Source organism: Stenotrophomonas sp. WZN-1, from assembly GCF_002192255.1.
Classification (GTDB): domain Bacteria; phylum Pseudomonadota; class Gammaproteobacteria; order Xanthomonadales; family Xanthomonadaceae; genus Stenotrophomonas.
Genome location: NZ_CP021768.1, coordinates 183,509 through 203,874 on the forward strand (window position 1 = coordinate 183,509; position 20,366 = coordinate 203,874).

Consider the following 20,366-nt stretch of genomic DNA (forward strand, 5'->3'; position numbering starts at 1 on the left):
GGAGCCACCCCATGAGCCATGCCGCCACCCACGATGCCGAACGCTGCATCGACAACATCGAATTCAACGTCGCCGACATCGCCCGCAGCAAACGCTTCTACGGCGAGGTGTTTGGCTGGAACTTCACCGACTATGGCCCGGCCTACACCGAGTTCGACGATGGCCGCCTGAAGGGTGGCTTCGTGGCCGACGCACCGGTGCGCGCGCACGGCGGTCCGCTGGTGATCCTGTACTGCGCGGACCTGGCCGGTGCACAGCAGCGCGTGGTTGCCGCCGGTGGCGAGGTGGTGCGGGCGGTGTTCGCCTTCCCCGGCGGCCGCCGCTTCCACTTCCGTGATCTGGATGGCTATGAGCTGGCGGTCTGGAGTGACGTGGATTGAGGTCTTCCGGCCTTTGTCGGTGGACGGAACGAGAACCGCTCCGTCCCCGGTCAGGCGGTTCCGCTATGATCGCCGGCACATCGCCGTCGGCGATGCACCCGTCTGAAGCCAGCAGGAACTGCCGTGAATTCCCAGCCCGCACCGATCACCGCCCTCAACCACACGCTCGACAACGAGCCGCAGCAGATCACTGCGCCGCTCACCCATTCGGCGGCGTTCCTGGTGCTGAAGGTGAAGGATGACGAGGCGTCGATCGCCAAGGCGCGCGAGGTGCTGGCCAGCACTGATGATCTGATCAAGAACACCGCCATCCGCGAGATCGAGCGCACTTTCACCTGCAACGTGGCCATCGGCCACCGCGTGTGGCAGCCGCTGGTGGGCACGACGCCGCCGCGCGAGCTGACGCCGTTCCGCGAGATCAAGGGCGCCACCCATACCGCCGTGTCCACGCCGGGCGACGTGCTTTACCACATCCGCGCGCGCACCATGGACCTGATCGTGGCGTTCGAGCGCAACCTGCTGATGGCGTTCGGCGATGCGGTGGAAACGGTCGATGACGTGGCCGGCTTCCGCTACTTCGATGGCCGCGATCTGCTCGACTTCGTTGATGGCACTGCCAACCCGGAAGGGCTGTCGCTGCCGGAAGCCACCATCGTGGGCGATGAAGATCCCGAACATGCCGGTGGCAGCTATGTGGTGGTGCAGAAGTACCTGCACAACCTCGATGCCTGGCGCGCGCAGAAGACCGAGGCGCAGGAAGCAATCATCGGCCGCACCAAGCACGACAACATCGAGCTGGACGATGCACCGGCCGAGGCGCAGAAATCGCACAAGACGCTGTGCACCATCGAGGATGCCGACGGCGAGCACGAGATCCTGCGTGACAACATGCCGTTTGCCAACCCGGGCCGTGGCGAATACGGCACCTACTTCATCGGCTACACCCGCCGCCTGTGGGTGATCGAGAAGATGCTCGAGCGCATGTTCATCGGCAATCCTGCGCCGCTGCACGACCGCATCCTCGACTTCTCCACCGCTACCACCGGCGTGACCTTCTTCGCGCCCTCGCGCAAGGTGCTGGCTGACTTGGGCGAGTGATCGCGCCGTGCCGACCGCCATTTGCCTGTCATCTACTGCGCCGACCATCAGCCGTTGGATGAGAGCGCAGGGGCGGGCGATGGCGATGGCAAGGAACATAACCGGCGCACGCCGCTGGTGGCGGCCTCTGGCCGCAGTGTTCGGCGCATTGGCACTGGGGAGTGCCGCAGTGTCCGCACAGGAAGCCCCTGCGCATTGGATGGCCTATGCCGCCGCCGTGGGCGGCCAGCTGCAGCAGCGCCTGCAACAGGAGCAGGACCCGCACGCGCAGCGTGTACTGGAATGGCTGCAGGCACACCCCGACGCACCGACGCCGCTGCCGGTGAGCGTATGGATCGCGGCGGATGGCCGCATTTCGAAACTGGAATTCGACAGCCTGGGCGATGCCCAGGTCGACGCCGACCTGCGCGCGACGCTGCAGGCCGCGCCGTTGCAGGCGGCACCGCCGCCCGACATGCGCCAACCGCTGCGGCTGGGCCTGGTACTGGAGCCGAAGTAGATCCACGCCATGCGTGGATGTGTTGGGTAGATGCCGACCTTGGTCGGCAGGCGCGCCAACCAAGGTTGGCGACTACCGGTGGCCCCCAGCCACGCATGGCGTGGCTCTACTGCGTTGCCACCTGCGGCTCGCGTGCGGCTGCGCTCCATGCGCGCAGGCCGAACACGGCCAGGCCGAGGAAGAATACGTACAGCGCGGCGGTCACGTGCAGCGACTTGAACAGGTACGCACCCACGTACACCACGTCCACCGCGATCCACACCCACCAGCAGGCCACGTGGCGGCGTGCCTGCCACCACTGGCCGACCAGGCTCAGCGCGGTCAGCATGGCGTCCAGCCAGGGCAGTGCGGCATCGGTGAAGGTGTGCATGGCCGCGCCCAGCGCCACGCCACCGCACAGGCCGATGGCCAGGTCGCGCAGCAGCTTGCCGCGTGCCAGTGGCACGATGCGGACGCTGCCTTCGTCGGCGGCGTGCTGCCGCCAGTTGAGCCAGCCATAGACCAGGAAGCCACCGAAGGCGACCTGCAGCAGGGTGTCCGAGTACAGCTTGGCCTCGGCGAAGACCAGCCCGTACAGCGTCACCGACAGCAGGCCCACCGGCCACGCCACCAGCCGGCGCCGGGCCATCAGCCAGACGCCAAGGATGCTGCACAGCGCGGCGGCCCACTCGAGCATCACGTCGCTCACAGCGCGAACGTCACCGACAGGCGAGCCTGTCGCGGTGCGCCGGGGAACAGGTAGTAGTCACCGCCGCTGCTGCCGGTATCGCGCCAGTAGAAGCGGTTGAACAGGTTGTCCACCGACAGGTTCCAGGTCACCGCACGTTCGTGCAGGCGATGCTGGAAGCGCAGGCCGGCATCGAACACCGAGTAGTCAGGTGCGCGCACACCACCATCGGCGCGGGCCACGTTGGCGCCGGCATAACGCCAGCCACCGGTCACATCCAGGCCCTGCACGAATGGCAGCGCGTAGGCCACGTGCACGCTTGCGCGCACCTTCGGCACGTTCACCAGCTGATGGCCCTCATAGGCCGGCGTACCGGTGTCGCGCGCGTGTGCCTGCAGCACGCTGGCGCTGGCTACGATCTGCAGCGCGTCGGTCAGCTGGCCGTTGGCGGTCAGCTCCAGGCCGGTGTGGGTCTGCGTGCCTTCCTCGACGAAGCTGTAGCCGACGTCGCTGCTGTCTGGCTTGGCGTACTGGTACGGCTGCGAGATGCGGAACACGGCCGCGCCCAGTGTCAGCGCCTCGACCGGTACGTACTTCACGCCCACTTCCAGCTGCCGCGACTGCACCGACGGCAGGAAGGTGTCGGCGTTGCTGGTCCAGAACGGCGCTTCCTGGCCCAGCGAGATGCCGCGCACATAGCTGGCATAGGCGTTGAGCTGGTCGGTAGCCTTCCACACCACGGCGGTCTGCGGCAGGAAGCGCGACAGGCGGCTGTGCCGCTGCGGGGTGCCACGCTTGTCGTAGGCACGCTCGTCCAGGCGCACGAAGCGGCCGCCGGCCAGCCACTGCCAGTCATCACCGAAGCTCATCCGGTCCAGCGCGAAGAACGCGGTCTGGCGGCTGTCCAGGCGTCGTGCGGAGGGGCCTGGCATCTTCGGCGACGGCTCGAACACCGGCACCTGGGGGTCGTGGATGTTGCTGGTGCCGACGTACTCGTTGACGCTCGGGCGCTTGTCCACCGTGCGGCGGAAGTAGTCGGCGCCGAGCGTCAGCTGATGGCCGACGCCGCCGGTCTCGAAGCGGCCGCGCAGCTCGGCTCGGGCCTGCTGGTTGCGGCGGGTATCGTCCGGGCTGCGGTAGTCGTAGACATCGTAGTCGCCGTTGGGCGCGAAGTAGTTGCCCGGCACGCTGCCATCGGCGCACTGCACGGCGTAGTAGCAGCCGTAGGCGAAGGCGACGTTGTCATCGATCACCGAGCGGCTATGGCCGACCGAGACACGCGACTGCCAGGCGTCATTGAAATCGTAGGTGTGCAGGGCAGTGATGTTGGTGCTGGCAATGTCGACCGGACGCTGCCAGGGCTGGTAGCCGAGCAGGAATTCGCGATCCACGCCGTGCGGCAGGTCACGCGCGCCCAGCAGCTGGTAGCCGGACACCGAGCGCTGCGAACTGGTCTGGTAGTTGGCGTCCACTTCCAGCTTGCCGCGCTCGCCGATCAGCCAGTCGGCGGCCAGCGAGTAGAAGTTGCGGCGGCCATCGGCGTGCTCGACATAGGAATTGCTGGAGTCCCATGCGGCATTCAGGCGCAGGCCGAAACGCGGGGTGATCCAGTGGCCGACATCGACGGCGACGTAGCGCGAGCCTTCCGAATCGGTGCCGAGCGTGGCGGTGCGCACTTCCGCCGGGCGCTTGCCGATGTAGTTGATGATGCCGCCGGGCGCCATCACACCTGCGGCGAGGCCGGCTTCACCCTTGAGGATCTCCACCGACTGCACGTTCTCCAGCGCCAGGCGTTGCTCGCCGGCGATGGACAGGCCGTTGAAGCGGTAGCCGGTGGCGGCGTCCAGCGCGAAGCCACGGATGGCGATGTTCTGGTAGTAGCCCACCGGCGCATACGCATCACCCAGCGAGGCATCGTTGCTGGCCAGCTCGGATAGCGAACGTACCTGGCGGCGGTCGAGATAGTCGCGCTCGAGCACGTTCACCGAAGCCGGCGTGTCCTTCCACGAACCGCCGCCGAAGGCGTTCACGCGTGAAGTATCGGCCTTCGGTTTGCCGGCCTGCACGCGCACTGCCGCCAGTTCGGTGGGCGAGCGCTCGGCGCCGGTGGCAGCCGCATCGGGGGACGCCTCGGCCTCGCTGGCGTGGAGCGGCAGCGCGGCGCAGAGGGCGAGGGAGAGCAGAGTGGGGCGCAGGCAGCGGTTCATTCGGTTCGTCTTCGGACAACAAGGGAGACGAAGCGACGGCGCGCAGGTGTACCGGCCCATGACGGGGGTGTGGCTGCGGCTCAAAGCTCCCTACGCCGGTGCAAACCGGATCAGGTTCCAAGGGACTCTCTCAGCCTGGCAGATCCAGGCACCCCCGCTTCAGGTGACCATTTCACTACAAATGGTACGGATTTGCGAGCCGGTGCCCTTCAGGCTGCCGCGTGCAGAGCCTGCAGCAGAGCCTTTCCGGGCGTGCTGTGGAACCACGCCGGATGGCCCAGCATGAAGGGCTGCCAGGCCACGTCGGCATTCGCGGTCGAGCCGGTGACACCTTCGAAGTACTCCACTTCGGACAGTGCGAAGTCGAAATGGACCATGGGCAGCAGGTCGGCCAGCAGGTGCACGCGTGCCGCTGACAGCGGCAGCACCTGGCGGTAGCCATCGAGCAACGCCAGCGCGATATCGATGCGCACCGCCTCCATGCCGCGCTCCAGTTCCAGCCACGCCACCGCGTTGCGCTCGATCGCGGTGGCGAGGTCGAACAGTGCGCTGGTGGGCGAGGCCAGGCCGAAATCCAGCACGGTGCTGACCTGTCCGTTGCGCCACAGCAGGTTGGAGACATGCCAGTCGTTGTGCGCCCATAGGCGCGGTTCGTCGCGCAGGCGCGCGGCCAGGCCGGCATGCCATGGCAGCACGTCGCGCTGCAGCTGCGTTTCCCAGGGAATGTGCGCGAGATAGCGGGCCAGCCCGGGGCGCTCGCGCAGCTCCGCCTTGATCGCCGCGATCGGATCATCGGCGCGGATCAGATCGTCGCGCGCGACCAGCAGGTGGGTGCTGCGCTGTGGCGCGTGGTAACTGGCGGCGGCACGATGCAACTGGGCCAGCATGCGGCCGGCTTCGCGGGCCTGGGCGACATCGGTCAGCAACGACCACGACACCGCGTCGCGGTATAGGTCCTCGCCGACGCCGACCGCATGCAGCTCGAAGGTCCATTCGCCCTGTTCGAGCGCCGTACGGCCATCGGCGGCTGCCAGCACCTGCACCACCGGCACGCCGGCGGCGGCGAGATGGGCGATGAAGTGGTGTTCTTCTTCCAGGCAGGCCGCGCTGCGCACACTATGGTGGTGGCGCTTGATGAACACCGCGTCGCGCGTGCCGTCGACAATGGCGGCGGCCGACAGCGGCCGCGGGCTGTGCCAGCGCGGTTGGCTGCCGCTGTCCAGCTGCGGGTAGCGCTGGCGCAGCCACGCGATGTCCGCCGCGCTGATCGGTGGCCAGTCGGCAGCAACCTCGTCGTTGTTGAGGCCCTGCACGCGGTGGGAAGAAGATGTCATGCCGCAGCCCGAGAGGGGAAAGTCACATCCAAGGCTGCGCATTCAACGCCATGCGCACGGCCAACGCAAACGGGCGGGTCATCGACCCGCCCGTCTGCGCATCGGCATGGGCAACGCCGCCGTGCCGCTTACCAGCCGCGATGGCGGCCGCGGTCGTTGTAGTAGCGGTTGTCGTAGTAGCGCTCACGCTGCCAGCGGCGGTCGTCGCCACGATCGTAGTAGCCACTGCGGTAGTAGCCACGATCATGGCGGCGGTCATAGCGGTTGTCGTAATAGCGATTGTCGTAATAGCGACGGTCGCGGCGGTCGGACGTGGTCAGGTTGCCGATCGCGCCGCCAGCCACGGCACCGCCGACGGTGGCCGCAGGATCACCGTTGGAGAGCAGGTTGCCGGCCACGCCACCGACCACGGCGCCGACCAGGGTGCGCTTGTCCTTCCTCGACATCGCGCTGGCATCGCTGACCACGGCGACACCGGCCACCAGTGCCAGGGCCATCGCCAGACCACGGAAGCTGAGTGCGGAAGTACTGAGCATGTTCGGTTCTCCTGTGAGGTGCATGCCACGCTGGGCAGGGAGGGCGCGGAGCGCCCCGGCTGCCGTGGAGACCACGCTGGCGTTCCAACATTGCCGGAACATTGCCTGGCCTACCGGGCGGCTTGCGCATTCATCTAGCGGCAGGCGGCATGAAGCAAGGCTGAAAGCGGCCTCGGCCGCTCAGCTGGCAGAAAGGGAAAAGGCCACGCGGACGTGGCCCTCCCTTCTCTCCCAAGGCGCCTCGGGCTTAGACGCCCATCGCCTTCTGGGCCTGCCGCGCCTGCTCCTGCTGGGCGTCCTGCGGCTGATGCAGCACGTTCGGCGCGCCCTGCACGGCACCGCTGCTGAGCGCCAGGCTCTGTTCGCTGGCTGCACGGGTCTCCACTGCCACGCGGCTGGCGGCGGGGTCGCCGATGGTGCCCTGCACGGCGAACAGGCGCTCACCGTTCGGGCTGGGCACCACCGAGTCGATGCGCTGCAGGCCGGCGGCATGCGCCTCCCTGGTCAGCGCCGCTGCGGCGCTTTCCAGCGCGTGGCGGTCCTTGAAGGTGCCCGCCGGCATCCGCTCCAGGCCTTCGGTGGCCTGCACGTACATCGGATTGCGCGGGTGTCGCTCGTCGTTCAGCAGCGGGCGCTCGCGGGCCTCCTTGATCGCATCCAGCGTCTTCGCACCGACGATGCCGTCGGCGACCAGCCCGTTGTCCTTCTGCAGCTGGCGCACCGCCGCTTCGGTATTGCGGCCGAAGCGGCCGTCCTCGGCCAGCGGCTTGCCGTCGGCCCCGGCATAGCCGAGGTGGCCCAGCTGCTCCTGCACCTTGCGCACGCCCTCGCTGTGCGCGCCCGGCTTGTACAGCTCGGCGTGCGGGGTGGCGGCGGCCTTGGGCTCGGCGGCAGGTTTGCCCTGGGTCTGCTCGTGCGATTGGGTGCGGTTTTCCAGCAGGTCGCGCGCCTTGGACAACGGGTCCGACGCGAACAGCTTCCAGTTCGGGTGGTCCTTCACCTGCTTGAGGTAGTCCTCGACCGGCATGGTGTGCACGCCCTTGCTGCCGGTGGACTGGCTGATCAGCAGCTTGTCGGTGTTCGGGTCGCGCACCACCATCACGATGTGGTCGATGCCATTCCAGTGCTCGTGGCGGGTCCTGGCCGTATCCAGGCCGATGACCATGCCTTCCTTCAGCGCACCGGGCTTGAGGATGGCGTCGCGCTCGAGCAGTACGCCGGACTGTTCGACGGCCTTGTGCACGATGCCACCGGAACCGAGGTTGCCCAGATCGATGCGGTCGGCCTTGCTGAAGACAGCGTGCCCGGCCTTCTGGTTGATCTCGTCCATGGTCCGGTTCTGCAGGGTGCCGACCCAGCCGGAGCAATCGATGTAGCCCTGGTCCACGTTCTTGCCGGTCTTGCCCGGCACGTACAGCGCGTGGCCCGGGATGTTGATGGCGTACTTCACATCGTCGTACTTCACGCCGGCGTCGTAGGCGGCGTGCAGTTCGATGCCCGGCTTCGGCGTGGCGGCAGCCGTTGCCGTTGCGGTTGCGGCCAGCGTAGCTGCGGCGGCGCCCACTGCAGCGGTCTGTGCCGGGGTGGCCGAAGCCTGGCCCGGTGCCGGTGCCACCGCCTGCGGTTCGATGTGCTTTTCCGGGATGCTGATCGCTGCGTACTTGTGGATGTAGTAGCTGGAGAAGGTCCGCGCCAGGTCGCCGTCGTTCATGCCACGCATTTCGGCCAGGGTGTGGCCGGTCAGGGCCTTGGCATCGGAGCCGATCTGGTTGAGCACGTTGCGGCGCATGTTGATCTCTTCGCCATGGCCGTTGCGGACCACGCCGAAGGTGCCGGTGGCGATCGCGGTCTGCACCGAGCCATAGCCGGCGCTGCCCTGCTGGTGGGCCAGGTACAGGTCCAGGCCGGTCGGCGTGTCGCCGCCGGACAGGTACGGGTGGCCGGTGCGCTCATTGCGGCGCGCCATCGAGCCCAGGTTGTCCTGGTACATCTGCGCGGCGGCTTCGGTGTTGCGGGTCGGGTCGAACTCGTGGCCGGTCAGGTGGTACTGGCGGGCCGAGCCGGGCACGAACTGGAACAGGCCCTTGGCCCCGGTCGAGGTGTTGTGGGCGCGCTCGTTGAAGGTGCCGCCGGTCTCGATGTGCGCGAAGCGCATGAAGTCATCGACCGGAATGCCCTTCTGCCGGGCGACCTGCTCGACGATGTCCAGGACTTCCTTTTTGCTGTAGTCATGCTGTGCCATGACGTTTTCCTCGGGGTTGATGGAGCGGCCGATGCCGCGAATCGCCAACCGGACTCATCCGTGAGTCAAGAACATGTCGGTCAACAGGTAACCCGCCTGCGGCGGATGGAAATCAGGGCGCGATGTACTGCTGGGCCTTGCTGTCGAAGCGGTAGTGCACCGTGTCACCGGCGCCCAGCGCGCGGGTCCTGCCCGGGGCTTCGATGGTGGTGCCCTTGAAGGACACGGTCAGCTGCGGCAGGCCGTTGCCGTCGGCCACGAAGGCCAGTTCGCCATCGCTGTCGGTGCACGGCATCACGTCGCCGTCGTCGCAGGCCGCGCTGTTGTCTTCACCGGTGCGCACCGAGCCGACGTAGCGCCATACCTTGCTGTCCAGGTCGTCCTCGCTGCGCTTGGGGTTGAACAGCAGCAGCGCGTAGCCGCTGCTGCTGATGCCGCGGTCGAAGCTGCTGGTCGGCACTGCCAGCAGCAGGCGGCCGTCAGCGGTGCGGTGCTCGATCGGCTTGCGCCGGGTATCGACGTCGTCGGCCTTGTCGTAGGCACCGAGCGCACCGATGGTCCATTCCTGGCCACGGAACTTCCACGGCTTCTTCGCGTCGCTGCCGGCCAGCACAAAGGTGGCTTCGGCCAGGTTGGCGCGGTCGTCGGGGCCGGCCGGCTGCTGCTCGCCAGGCTTGCCGTAGTGCTCGCGGGTGTCCCAGGAAAAACCGGTGTAGTAGGTGGTGCCGTCCAGGGTGAAGCTGTGGCCGAACCAGAAGGTCGCCACGCTGCCGTTCTGGACCTCATAGGAGGTCGCACCGTCGCCATCCACCTGGTAGATGAAATACATCACGGTCGGCGCGTCGGGCGGGGTGACGGCGGCATCGGGAGAGGGGTTCTGCATCGGGGCAACATCCTGTCGGGGCGCTTTGGCAGCCTGCATAGGCGCAGGCTGGGAGGACGAGGGGGCCGGATCGGCGGCGCTGCAGGCGGCAGCGGAAAGAGAGACGAGCAGGCACGCCGCGAATGCGCGCAGGGGCCGCAACGGCAGGGTCCAACGTAGCTCGGGGGGGGACTGCATGCGCCTCTCCATGGTCAGCGTTGCCGGGCCAGACGGCCGGCAGGAAGCCGCACCCCATCCACCAGGGACGGGAGCGAGGACATGAGCCGGTCGATTCCTTCGACCTCGCATTGAGAACTCATGCCCGTCCATCTTGGCACAGATCCGCAAGCCGTCAAAGAGGGCCGCGGCGGTCGGGGTGGTTATGTGAGGTGCGTCTCAGATCTTGCCGTCACGCAGGTAGTCGAACAATTCGGCGTCGCCCTTCAGCCCCAGCTTGAGCATGGCGTCGCCCTTCTGCCGGCTGATGGTGCTGACGCTCTTGTGCAGCTGCAGCGAGATCTCCTTAACCGTCATGCCGGTGCCGAGCAGTCGCAGCACCTCCACTTCGCGTGGTGACAACGGCTTGCCGTCGCCCTCGCGCATGCGCCAGCTGCCGGCCGCGTCCACCCGCTCGCGCAGGCTGCGGCTGATGTAGGGCTGGCCGCGGTAGACCGACTGGATGGCCTGCGGCAGCTCGTCCATCGACGAACTCTTGTCGACCAGACCGAGCACGCCACTGTCGAGCACCATGCGCAGGATCGCCAGGTTGCTGGAGACGCTGAGCATCAGTACCGGCAGGTCGGGATGGCGGCGGCGGATCATGCCGATCATGGCGAAGCCATCGGCCTGTGGACTGCCCGGCATGGAGTAGTCGGTGACCAGCAGGTCACAGGGCTGGTTGGCGAGCAGGGTCATCAGTGCCTGCGCGCTGTCGGCCTCGCCGACCACGCGGCCCACGCCGCTCGACTCGATGACGGCGCGGGTACCGATACGGACCACGGGGTGATCGTCTGCGATGATGATGCGCAAGCTCATGCTCTAGTATGGCCATCGGGCACGCCGGACCGCGACCATCGCGGTCCCTGGCAGGATTCTAGGAGATTGACGCAGATGCGTAGGTGGGCTGTTCGCGGGCTGCTCCTGCTTCTGGCGGTGCTGGTCCTGCCCGTGGCCCAGGCACAGCCGGCCCCTGGCCTGCTGCCGCTCAGCCCGTTGCAGCGCGAATACCTGGTGGCGCATCCGACCATCGTTGTCGGGCAGTATGACAGCGGCTGGCCCCCCTTCGAGTCCCTTCGTGACGGCCAGCAGGTCGGGCTGGGACCGGACTACCTGTCGCAACTTGCTCGCCAGCTCGGCGTGAAGATTGAGGCGCGCCGCTATCCGGACTGGACTTCCGTGCTGGATGCGGCATGCCGTGGCGAGATCGACGTGGTGATGAATGTCGGTCTCAGTGCCGACCGCACCCGTTGCATGGTCTATACCGCTGCCTACAGCGAGGCGCCGCTGGCCCTGGTTGGCCGGCCGGACGACCTGCGTGCCTCCGACATGCCCGACCTGGAGGGGCTGCGGGTGGTGATCGAGCAGGATTTCCTGACCGGTCCACAGGTGCGTGCCCGTTTCCCGCGTGCTCGCCAGCTTGTCGCAAACGACACGTTGACGGCATTGCAGATGGTCAGAGACGACAAGGCTGACGTCTACATCGGCAATGCCTTCGTCGCCACCGAGCTGATCGCCAGCCGGCGCCTGCAAGGCGTGGCGCTGCTGCGGCCGAGCGACCTCCCACCCGAACGGCTGCATTTCGGTATTCCCAACGGCAAGCAACCCCTGGCCGAAGCCCTGGACCTGGCGCTGGCCGCGACCAGCCAGGCCCAGCGCGATGCGCTGGCACAACGCTGGTTGCCACCTCCGCATTGGTCGGCATCGGCGCAGCTGGCGTTGAGCCAGGCCGAGAAGCGCGTGCTGGAGCAGCCGTTGAAGATCGGTTTTGCTCCGAATGCCGCGCCACTGTCGTTCACCGGCGAGGATGGCCGGCCCAGTGGCCTGGCCAGCGAGTACCTGCAGCGCCTGATGCAGGCCGGCGCCAACCTGCAGGTCGAGAACAGCCACGACTGGTACGAGGTGCGTGAAAAGGCACGCCGCGGTGAACTGCAGGCGGTGATGGGCATGCCTGTCGATTCGCGCTACCTGGGCCCGGACTGGGTGTTCAGCCAGCCCTTCATCAGCGTGCCGAACGTGATTGTGGTCAGGAGCGATGGCGAGTCGCTCCTGGGCCTGGCGGATCTGCAGGACCGGCGGGTGCTGCTGTCCGACCCGGAGCGCGTGCGCACCTATGTGCTGCAGCAGGCACCGCAGGCCCGGATCATCGCTGCGCGCAGCGCCGAGCAGGCCCTGCAGCGCCTGCTTGACGGCGAGGCCGACGCCTATGTCGGCAACCTTGCCGTGGTCGATCATCTGCTGCGCAGCCGTTTCCCGGGGCGGCTGCAGGTGGCAGCCCCGGCCGGTTTCAACGACCAGCTGGTGCTGGCGGTGGAGCGCCGGCATGCGGCGCTGGCCACCACCTTCGATCGCCTGCTGCTGCAGATGACCCCGCGCAAGCGCGAAGCGCTGCGCAGCGCCTGGCTGGCGGTGGAGTACCGCAACGGCGCCGACTGGAACAAGGTGCTGCGGTGGGGCATACCGGTACTGCTGGTGCTGCTGACCGCATTGCTGGTGCATGGCGTCGGCCATTGGCGGCTGCGCCGCGAGGTGGCAGGACGTCGCCAGCTGGAGCAGCGCCTGGCAGAGGTGACTGACAACCTGCCCGCAGTGGTCTATCAGGCGCGTCGCGACGCCGATGGCACGCTCAGCTTCCCGTTCATCGCCGGCGACCTGCCTGCGTTGTTCGGTATCACCCGACAGCAGGCCGAGCAGGACGCCAGGGTGTTGCTGGAACGCATCGAGGAAGAGGACCGCGCGCACATCCTGCACTCCATCGAGCAGGCTGCGCGCCAGTTCGCCCCATTGATCCTGGAGTTCCGCCTGCGCAGCGATAGGGAGGGCGCGCGCTGGGTGCGCAGCCAGGCCCACCCCTATGCCGCCGAAGAGGGCGCGGTGATCTGGAGCGGATACTGGGTGGACGTGAGCGAAGCGCGGATGCAGGCCGATGCCCTGGCGGCGGCGAAGGCGGACGCCGAGCAGGCCGCCGAGGCCAAATCGCGCTTCCTGGCCACGATGAGCCATGAGATCCGCACGCCGATGAGTGGCGTGCTGGGCATGCTGGAGGTGCTGGCGCACTCCCCGCTGGACAGCGAACAGCAGCGCATCCTCGGCGTGATCGAGGATTCGGCGCAGATGCTGCGGCAGATCCTCGATGACATCCTCGATTACTCGCGGCTGGAAGCAGGGGCGTTGCGCCTGGAACCGGTGCCGCAACCGCTGCGGCCCCTGCTGGAAAGCGTGTGCCGCCTGCTGTCGGCCCAGGCCAGCGCGCGTGGCCTGGCGCTGCACGTGCAGATCGACCCACAGCTGGCGCCTGCCCACGAAGTGGATGGCGTGCGGCTGCGCCAGATCGTGTTCAACCTGCTCAGCAATGCCATCAAGTTCACTGCTCAGGGCGAGGTGCGCCTGCAGCTGGAGGTGCTGGGACCGACCAGCGAAGACGGCGTGCAACCGCTGTGCCTGAGCGTCACCGACACCGGCATCGGCATCGCGCCGGAACAACTGCAGCACCTGTTCGCGCCCTTTACGCAGGCCGGTGCCTACATCCAGCGTGACCACGGCGGGACCGGCCTGGGCCTGAGCATCTGCCAGCGACTGGTGCAGATGATGCAGGGCGAACTCACCCTGGACAGCACGCTGGGCGAAGGAACCCGTGCCGAAGTGCGGGTATCGCTGGTGGAGGCCGGCAGCGAGGACGCGGCGGCGCTGCTGGCTGAGCAGGACCGGACCGCGCTGCTGCCCGCCGCGCTGCGCCAGGCACGGGTGCTGGTGATCGAGGATCACCCGACCAACCAGGCGATGATGGCGTGGCGGCTGCAGCAGCTGGGCGTGCCCCATGTGCTGCTGGGCGATGGCCAGCAGGCGCTGGACCGCTTGTCGACGGAGTCCTTTGATCTGGTCATTACCGATTGCCGCATGCCGGTACTCGACGGGTTCGGCTTCACCCGCCTGCTGCGCGAGCGCGAGGGCCGCACCGGCCAGCCGCGGCTGACGGTGCTGGCGCTGACCGCCAGCGTGCTGGACGACGATGCGCGCCGCTGCCGCGAGGCCGGCATGGACGAGGTACTGGCCAAGCCGCTGTCGCTGGCCACGCTGCGTACCGCGCTGCTGCGCTGGCTGCCGCAGGCCCAGGGCCAGTCGTTCGAAGTGCCGGTGACGGAGGTTGCCGCCGACAACGGTGAAGCATTGCCTGATCTGGCCACCCTGCAGCAGCGCTTCGGCTCGCGCGCGGTGGCCGAGCAGCTGCGCGACAGCCTGTTGCAGGCCAGCGAGGGCGACCTGGCGGCCGTGCAGCGCGCCGTGCAGGCCGGCGACCGCGAGGCGGCGGCGCTGCACCTGCACCGGCAGGCGGGCGGCCTGGGTGCGGTCGGGGCGACGGCACTGGCCGGGCAGGCCAATGCCCTGGTCGAGCGCCTGCAGGATGCGGCGGAGGCCGATCCGGCGCCGTTGTTCTCCGCCGTAACGGCGTTCGTGGCGCGGCTGCAGCAACAGCTGCAGCGCCTGGCTCACTGAGCCGACTGCTGCTGCAGGTAGGCGATCACCAGGGCGCGGCGTTCTGCGCTGGGGAAGGCGTTGTACATGCGCGTGCCGGGCACCAGGTGGGTGGGTGACTGCAGGAAGGTGTCCAACGTCTGCGCGCTCCAGGTGATGTTGGCGCGGTGCATGCCGTCGGAGTAGCCATAGTCGGGCAGGCTGCCGGCGCGGCGACCGATCACGCCGTGCAGGTTGGGCCCGAAGCGGTGGATGCCACCGGGCTGCACGGTGTGGCAGCCGGCACACAGCTCGAACGCGCGCTGCATGGCCTGTTGCTGCGCCTGTTCGGGCGAGGCAGGCACCGCGGGCGGGCGCTGGCAGGCCGTGGCAAGCAGGGCCACGGCAACGGCGATGAGCAGGCAGGAGGCACGCATGGGCGGGCAGGATAGCGGTGCGGTGCAGCGGCCGGGCTGCGACACGCGGTCGCAGCCCGGGGCGGTCACATGCCGGAGTAGTTCGGGCCGCCGCCGCCCTGCGGGGTCACCCAGACGATGTTCTGGGTCGGGTCCTTGATGTCGCAGGTCTTGCAGTGCACGCAGTTCTGCGCGTTGATCTGCAGGCGCGCGTTGTCGGCTTCACCGACGAACTCGTACACACCGGCCGGGCAATAGCGGGCTTCCGGGCCTGCGTACTCGGCCAGGTTCACCTTCACCGGAATGCTGGGGTCCTTCAGCGTCAGGTGGCTGGGCTGGTTCTCGTCGTGGTTGGTGCTGCTCAGGAACACCGAGCTGAGGCGGTCGAAGGTCAGCACGCCATCCGGCTTCGGGTAGGCGATGCGGGTGTGCTTGGCCGCCGGTTCCAGGCAGGCATGGTCCGGCTGCGTGCGGTGCAGGGTCCACGGTGGGTTGCGCACGCCCAGCTTCGGCAGCAGCCACTGCTCCACGCCAGTCATCAGCGTGGCCACGGTCTGGCCCTTCTTGAACCACTGCTTGAAGTTCTTGGCCTGCTGCAGTTCGGTGAACAGCCAGCTGGCTTCGAACGCCTTCGGGTAGGCGCTCAGTTCGTCGTGCTGGCGGTCGGCAGCCAGTGCATCGAACGCAGCGTCGGCACACAACATGCCGGTCTTGATCGCGGCGTGGCTGCCCTTGATGCGGCTGGCGTTGAGATAGCCGGCCTCGCAGCCGACCAGCGCGCCACCGGGGAACACCGTCTTCGGCAGCGACAGCAGGCCACCGGCGGTGATCGCGCGCGCGCCGTAGCCGATGCGGGTGCCGCCTTCCAGGTGCTTGCGGATGGACGGGTGGGTCTTGAAGCGCTGGAACTCTTCGAACGGGCTCAGCCACGGGTTCCTGTAGTCCAGGCCGACCACGTAGCCGATGGCGACCTTGCCGCCGTCGGCGTGGTACAGGAACGCGCCGCCGTAGGTGTCGCTGTCCAGCGGCCAGCCGGCGGCGTGCACCACCAGGCCCGGCTCATGCCTGGCCGGGTCGATCTGCCACAGTTCCTTGATGCCGATACCGTAGGCCTGCGGGTCCTTGCCTTCATCGAGCTTGTAGCGGGCGATCAGCTGGCGGCCCAGATGGCCGCGCGCGCCTTCGGCGAAGATCGTGTATTTCGCTTGCAGCGCCATGCCGCGCTCGAATGCCGGGCCGATGCTGCCGTCCTTCTCGATGCCCATGTCGCCGGTGGCCACGCCGATCACTTCGCCGTTGTCGCCGTACAGCACCTCGGCGGCCGCAAAGCCGGGGAAGATCGCCACTTCCACCGCCTCGGCCTGCTGCGCCAGCCAGCGGGTCACTTCACCCAGGCTGATGATGTAGTTGCCTTCGTTGTGGAAGCACTCCGGCAGCAGCGCGTTGGGCGTGCTGCGCGCGCCGGTTTCGCTGAGGAACAGGAATTCGTCGCGGGTGACCTTCTGCTTCAGCGGTGCGCCGCGCTCGGCCCAGTCCGGGAACAGCTCGGTCAGCGCACGCGGATCCATCACCGCACCGGACAGCACGTGCGCGCCAGGCTCGGAGCCTTTTTCCAGCACGCACACCGACAGTTCGCGGCCGGCTTCGATCGCGCGCTGGCGCAGGCGGATCGCGGTGGCCAGGCCGGCGGGGCCGGCGCCGACGATCACCACGTCGAACTCCATTACTTCACGCGGGGGCAGGGCGTTGGCTTCAGCGCTCATCGATTGCATGACTCGTGGGTAGGGCCGGCATCGGGGCCACCGGCGGTGCCTGGGAATCGCGCGTGCAGCCACGAGCGAAACGGTTGTTTGAATGTGTCAGGGTACCGGGCCGCGCGTGATCGAGCTAGATCGCCGATGTTCACACCCGGATTGCTGCATTGCAGCGTAGGGCCATCGCGCTGGTGGGTGCCGACCTTGGTCGGCACGCTCTGCCCGGATGACCGACAATGGCCGGGTCCTGACTGCGCGTGAGTGCCATGGCTTTGCATCCGTACGATCTGTTCGATGTCCGTTCCCTGCTCAACGAGGAAGAGCGCGCGGTGCAGGAGAGCGTCGCCCGCTTCACCAACGAGCGCGTGCTGCCGATCATCGGCGATGCCTTCGACCAGGCCCGCTTCCCTTCAGAGCTGGTGCCGGAGATCGCCGCGCTGGGCCTGCTCGGTGCGACCCTGCCGGCCGAGTACGGCGGCGGCGACCTCGGTGCGGTCAGCTATGGCCTGATCTGCCAGGAGCTGGAGCGCGGCGACTCCGGCCTGCGCAGCTTCGTTTCGGTGCAGAGCTCGCTGTGCATGTACCCGATCTATGCCTACGGCAGCGAGGAACAGCGCCGGCAGTGGCTGCCGGCGATGGCGCGCGGCGAACTGATCGGCTGCTTCGGGCTGACCGAGGCGCACGGCGGTTCCGATCCGGCCAGCATGAAGACCCGCGCGGTGCGCGACGGCAGCGACTGGCGCATCAGCGGCAGCAAGATGTGGATCACCAGCGGCCCGGTGGCCGACCTGGCCATCGTCTGGGCGCAGACCGAGGACGGCATCCAGGGCTTCGTGCTGGAAAAGGGCATGGCCGGCTTCACCACGCAGGAGATCAAGCACAAGATGAGCCTGCGTGCGTCGCTGACCGGCGCGCTGTTCTTCGATGACGTGCGCGTGCCCGACAGCCACCGCCTGCCGAACGTGAAGGGCCTGAAGGGGCCGCTGGGTTGCCTGACCCAGGCCCGCTACGGCATCAGTTGGGGCCCGATCGGTGCCGCGATTGCCTGCCTGGATGAAGCGCTGGGCTATGCCAAGGAGCGCGTGCTGTTCGGCCGCCCGCTGGCTGCCACGCAGAGCGCGCAGATCAAGCTGGCCGAGATGGCCCGCCGCATCACCACCGCGCAGCTGTTGGCGCTGCAGCTGGGCCGCCTGAAGGAAGCCGGCCAGTTGCAGCCGCAGCAGGTCAGCCTGGCCAAGTGGAACAACTGCCGCATGGCCATCGACATCGCCCGCGAGTGTCGCGATCTGCTGGGCGGCGCTGGCATCACTACCGAGCACGTGGCGATCCGGCATGCGCTGAATCTGGAATCGGTGATCACCTATGAAGGCACCGAGACCGTGCACCAGCTGGTGATCGGCCGCGAACTGACCGGCATCAACGCGTTCTGAAGCCTGGTTCTGGTGGGTGCCAACCTTGGTTGGCACTCTCCTTCAGCGACCGACCCGGCATCGGTGCGGACCAAGGTCCGCACCCACCAGGAGTGGTTCACAGCCATCAGAGGTTCTCGGTGGCCGCCTGGACCTGCCCTTGGTGGGTGCCAACCTTGGTTGGCACATTCCTTCAGCGCGCGACCGGGCATCGGTGCGGACCAAGGTCCGCACCTACCAGGAGTGGTTCACAGCCATCAGAGGTTCTCGGTGGCCGCCTGGACCTGCCCTTGGTGGGTGCCAACCTTGGTTGGCACATTCCTTCAGCGACCGACCCGGCATCGGTGCGGACCAAGGTCCGCACCCACCAGGAGTGGTTCACAGCCATCAGAGGTTCTCGGTGGCCGCCTGGACCTGCCCTTGGTGGGTGCCAACCTTGGTTGGCACATTCCTTCAGCGCGCGACCGGGCATCGGTGCGGACCAAGGTCCGCACCCCCAGGAGTGGTTCACAGCCGTCAGAGGTTCTCGGTGGCCGCCTGGACCTGCCCTTGGTGGGTGCCAACCTTGGTTGGCACATTCCTTCAGCGCGCGACCGGGCATCGGTGCGGACCAAGGTCCGCACCTACCAGGAGTGGTTCACAGCCATCAGAGGTTCTCGGTGGCCGCCTGGACCTGCCCTTGGTGGGCGCCCACCTTGGTTGGCACTCTCCTTCAGCGACCGACCGGGCATCGGTGCGGACCAAGGTCCGCACCCACCAGGAGTGGTTCACAGCCATCAGAGGTTCTCGGTGGCCGCCTGGACCTGCCCTTGGTGGGTGCCAACCTTGGTTGGCACTCTCCTTCAGCGACCGACCGGGCATCGGTGCGGACCAAGGTCCGCACCCACCAGAAGCAGGTCATACCCACCAGCAGCGGTTCACACCCACCTGAGGTGGTTTACGCGCCGCCGGCAAACCCGTGCTGCCGCCACGCTTCGTACATCACCACGGCCACGGTGTTGGACAGATTGAGGCTGCGGTTGTCCGGGCGCATCGGCAGGCGCAGGCGGCGCCCATCCGGCAATGCATCGAGCACGTCCTGCGGCAGGCCGCGGCTTTCCGGGCCGAACAGGAAGGCATCGCCATCTTCAAAGGCCACGCTGTCGTAGCGCACGCTGGCCCGGGTACTGAGTGCGAACAAGCGCTTTGGTGCGATCCGCGCCAGCGCGGTGTCCAGGTCTGGGTGGACCTGCAGGCGCGAGTACTCGTGGTAGTCCAGCCCGGCGCGCTTGAGCTGCTTGTCTTCCAGTGCGAAGCCGAGCGGCTCGACAAGGTGCAGCTGCGCGCCGGTGTTGGCGCAGAGCCGGATCACATTGCCCGTGTTGGGCGGGATTTCCGGTTGGAACAGGATCACGTGGAACTGGGGCGCGGCATTCATCGGCGCAGTGTACCTGCGACGACCGCCGCCTTTACGGCGCACGCCCTGCGCTGGGCAGGGCGGCACCGGTTACGGGCGCAGCAGGACCTGGGCGGTTTCGGTGGCCAGGGCCTGCAGGTCCGCAGCGCTCGGGCGCACCTGCAGGGCCGGCAGGTTGGTGATCACTTGGTTGGCGACGCTGGTGGCAGCGGCAGCCAGGGTGGCGGCGTAGCGCTGGGCTTCCAGCTCGGCGGCCAGGGCGACGCGCTGTTCCAGGCTCGGGCGCACTTCCACCGAGGCCAGGGTGGTGATCGGCATCGCGGCGGCGACCGGGGCGGCGACGTAGCCGTTGCGCTCGGCCAGCTGGTCGGCGCTCGGACGCACTTCCACGGTGGCCAGGGTCGGGATGCCGCTGGCCTGTTCCCAGGCCTGCTGGGCCAGCTGGTCGGCGGCCGGGCGGACCTGCACGGTGGACAGGGTCGGGATGGATTCGGAGGCCTGCACCGACGAAACAACCGCGGTGCCGGCGATCAGGGCGATGGCGATGGCAATGGTCTTGGCGTTCATGACGGGGCCTGTTTAGTGTTGGTGATCAGTGGTGTGGTAGTAAGGTAGTACACCAATTCTGGGCTTGCAAGGAAAATTTTCGGTTTCCTGCATTTGTTCAGTCTTCAGTCAGCTTTTGTCTGAAGCCCTTCCTGGCGCAGGAAGTACCAAGCAATCCCCGTGCCAACTTTTAATTGTTGATTTATAAGGGTTTTATGTTCACCGAAAAGTGTCCGGTGGGCGGACACCTGTCCATTCGATGTGCCGCGGACACTGTCCGGACGTCTTCAGCCGGCGCATGTGACGGATCAGGACCGCCCACGGAGCTGGGCTGGATGGTCATCCAGGCAAA

At 67.6% G+C, this 20,366-nt stretch carries 16 protein-coding genes and 1 riboswitch; of the genes, 5 read left to right on the top strand and 11 right to left on the bottom strand.

Features of this window, described 5'->3' with window-relative positions; all coding sequences use genetic code 11:
- Positions 1–11: 11 nt before the first annotated feature.
- From CCR98_RS00810 to CCR98_RS00820, 3 genes are all read left to right on the top strand, one after another.
- Complete coding sequence (locus CCR98_RS00810) at positions 12–380, top strand: VOC family protein (RefSeq protein WP_087921146.1); 369 nt, start codon at positions 12–14, stop codon at positions 378–380.
- 123 nt (positions 381–503) lie between these two features.
- Positions 504–1,478: a Dyp-type peroxidase gene (locus CCR98_RS00815; RefSeq protein WP_087921147.1), complete on the top strand. Its 975-nt coding sequence runs from the start codon at positions 504–506 to the stop codon at positions 1,476–1,478.
- 79 nt (positions 1,479–1,557) lie between these two features.
- The gene (locus CCR98_RS00820; RefSeq protein ID WP_087921148.1) at positions 1,558–1,977 is read left to right on the top strand and encodes a hypothetical protein; all 420 of its coding nucleotides are present in this window, start codon (positions 1,558–1,560) and stop codon (positions 1,975–1,977) included.
- A 106-nt stretch (positions 1,978–2,083) separates the two neighbouring features.
- Here the strand turns inward: CCR98_RS00820 and pnuC are convergent, their stop codons facing one another.
- The 7 genes from pnuC to CCR98_RS00855 form a co-directional block, all read right to left on the bottom strand.
- Positions 2,084–2,653 carry a nicotinamide riboside transporter PnuC gene (pnuC, locus tag CCR98_RS00825; protein ID WP_087924115.1) on the bottom strand — a complete coding sequence of 190 codons (570 nt, stop codon included), beginning with the start codon at positions 2,651–2,653 and terminating at the stop codon, positions 2,084–2,086.
- An 8-nt stretch (positions 2,654–2,661) separates the two neighbouring features.
- On the bottom strand, positions 2,662–4,851 hold the full coding sequence (locus CCR98_RS00830; protein WP_087921149.1) for a TonB-dependent siderophore receptor: 2,190 nt from the start codon (positions 4,849–4,851) through the stop codon (positions 2,662–2,664).
- 70 nt (positions 4,852–4,921) lie between these two features.
- Positions 4,922–5,017: riboswitch (TPP riboswitch) on the bottom strand.
- 43 nt (positions 5,018–5,060) lie between these two features.
- A complete protein-coding gene (locus CCR98_RS00835) occupies positions 5,061–6,185 on the bottom strand; it encodes a phosphotransferase (RefSeq protein ID WP_087921150.1) in 1,125 nt (374 codons plus the stop codon).
- A gap of 128 nt (positions 6,186–6,313) precedes the next feature.
- Positions 6,314–6,721 carry a glycine zipper 2TM domain-containing protein gene (locus CCR98_RS00840; protein ID WP_087921151.1) on the bottom strand — a complete coding sequence of 136 codons (408 nt, stop codon included), beginning with the start codon at positions 6,719–6,721 and terminating at the stop codon, positions 6,314–6,316.
- A gap of 247 nt (positions 6,722–6,968) precedes the next feature.
- A complete protein-coding gene (locus tag CCR98_RS00845) occupies positions 6,969–8,963 on the bottom strand; it encodes an XVIPCD domain-containing protein (RefSeq protein WP_087924116.1) in 1,995 nt (664 codons plus the stop codon).
- Between the two features lie 112 nt (positions 8,964–9,075).
- Positions 9,076–9,846 (bottom strand): hypothetical protein, encoded by a 771-nt coding sequence (locus CCR98_RS00850; RefSeq protein ID WP_087921152.1) that lies wholly within the window; start codon positions 9,844–9,846, stop codon positions 9,076–9,078.
- A gap of 375 nt (positions 9,847–10,221) precedes the next feature.
- Positions 10,222–10,860: a response regulator transcription factor gene (locus tag CCR98_RS00855; RefSeq protein ID WP_014035550.1), complete on the bottom strand. Its 639-nt coding sequence runs from the start codon at positions 10,858–10,860 to the stop codon at positions 10,222–10,224.
- 75 nt (positions 10,861–10,935) lie between these two features.
- Between CCR98_RS00855 and CCR98_RS00860 the strand changes: the two genes are divergently transcribed.
- A complete protein-coding gene (locus tag CCR98_RS00860) occupies positions 10,936–14,535 on the top strand; it encodes a transporter substrate-binding domain-containing protein (protein ID WP_087921153.1) in 3,600 nt (1,199 codons plus the stop codon).
- Here CCR98_RS00860 and CCR98_RS00865 read toward each other — a convergent pair.
- On the bottom strand, positions 14,529–14,930 hold the full coding sequence (locus CCR98_RS00865) for a c-type cytochrome (protein ID WP_087921154.1): 402 nt from the start codon (positions 14,928–14,930) through the stop codon (positions 14,529–14,531). The two genes, CCR98_RS00860 and CCR98_RS00865, sit on opposite strands and share 7 nt — an antisense overlap.
- A 65-nt stretch (positions 14,931–14,995) precedes the next feature.
- A complete protein-coding gene (locus tag CCR98_RS00870; RefSeq protein WP_087921155.1) occupies positions 14,996–16,672 on the bottom strand; it encodes an electron transfer flavoprotein-ubiquinone oxidoreductase in 1,677 nt (558 codons plus the stop codon).
- A 257-nt stretch (positions 16,673–16,929) separates the two neighbouring features.
- Here CCR98_RS00870 and CCR98_RS00875 point away from each other — a divergent pair, with 257 nt between their 5' ends.
- Positions 16,930–18,093, top strand: a complete 1,164-nt coding sequence (locus CCR98_RS00875) for an acyl-CoA dehydrogenase family protein (RefSeq protein ID WP_087921156.1) — start codon at positions 16,930–16,932, stop codon at positions 18,091–18,093.
- Positions 18,094–19,009: 916 nt separating this feature from the next.
- Here CCR98_RS00875 and CCR98_RS00880 read toward each other — a convergent pair.
- Both CCR98_RS00880 and CCR98_RS00885 read right to left on the bottom strand, forming a co-directional pair.
- Positions 19,010–19,489 carry a tRNA (cytidine(34)-2'-O)-methyltransferase gene (locus CCR98_RS00880; RefSeq protein WP_005407625.1) on the bottom strand — a complete coding sequence of 160 codons (480 nt, stop codon included), beginning with the start codon at positions 19,487–19,489 and terminating at the stop codon, positions 19,010–19,012.
- 69 nt (positions 19,490–19,558) lie between these two features.
- Positions 19,559–20,035 carry a hypothetical protein gene (locus CCR98_RS00885; RefSeq protein ID WP_087921157.1) on the bottom strand — a complete coding sequence of 159 codons (477 nt, stop codon included), beginning with the start codon at positions 20,033–20,035 and terminating at the stop codon, positions 19,559–19,561.
- Positions 20,036–20,366 lie beyond the last annotated feature (331 nt).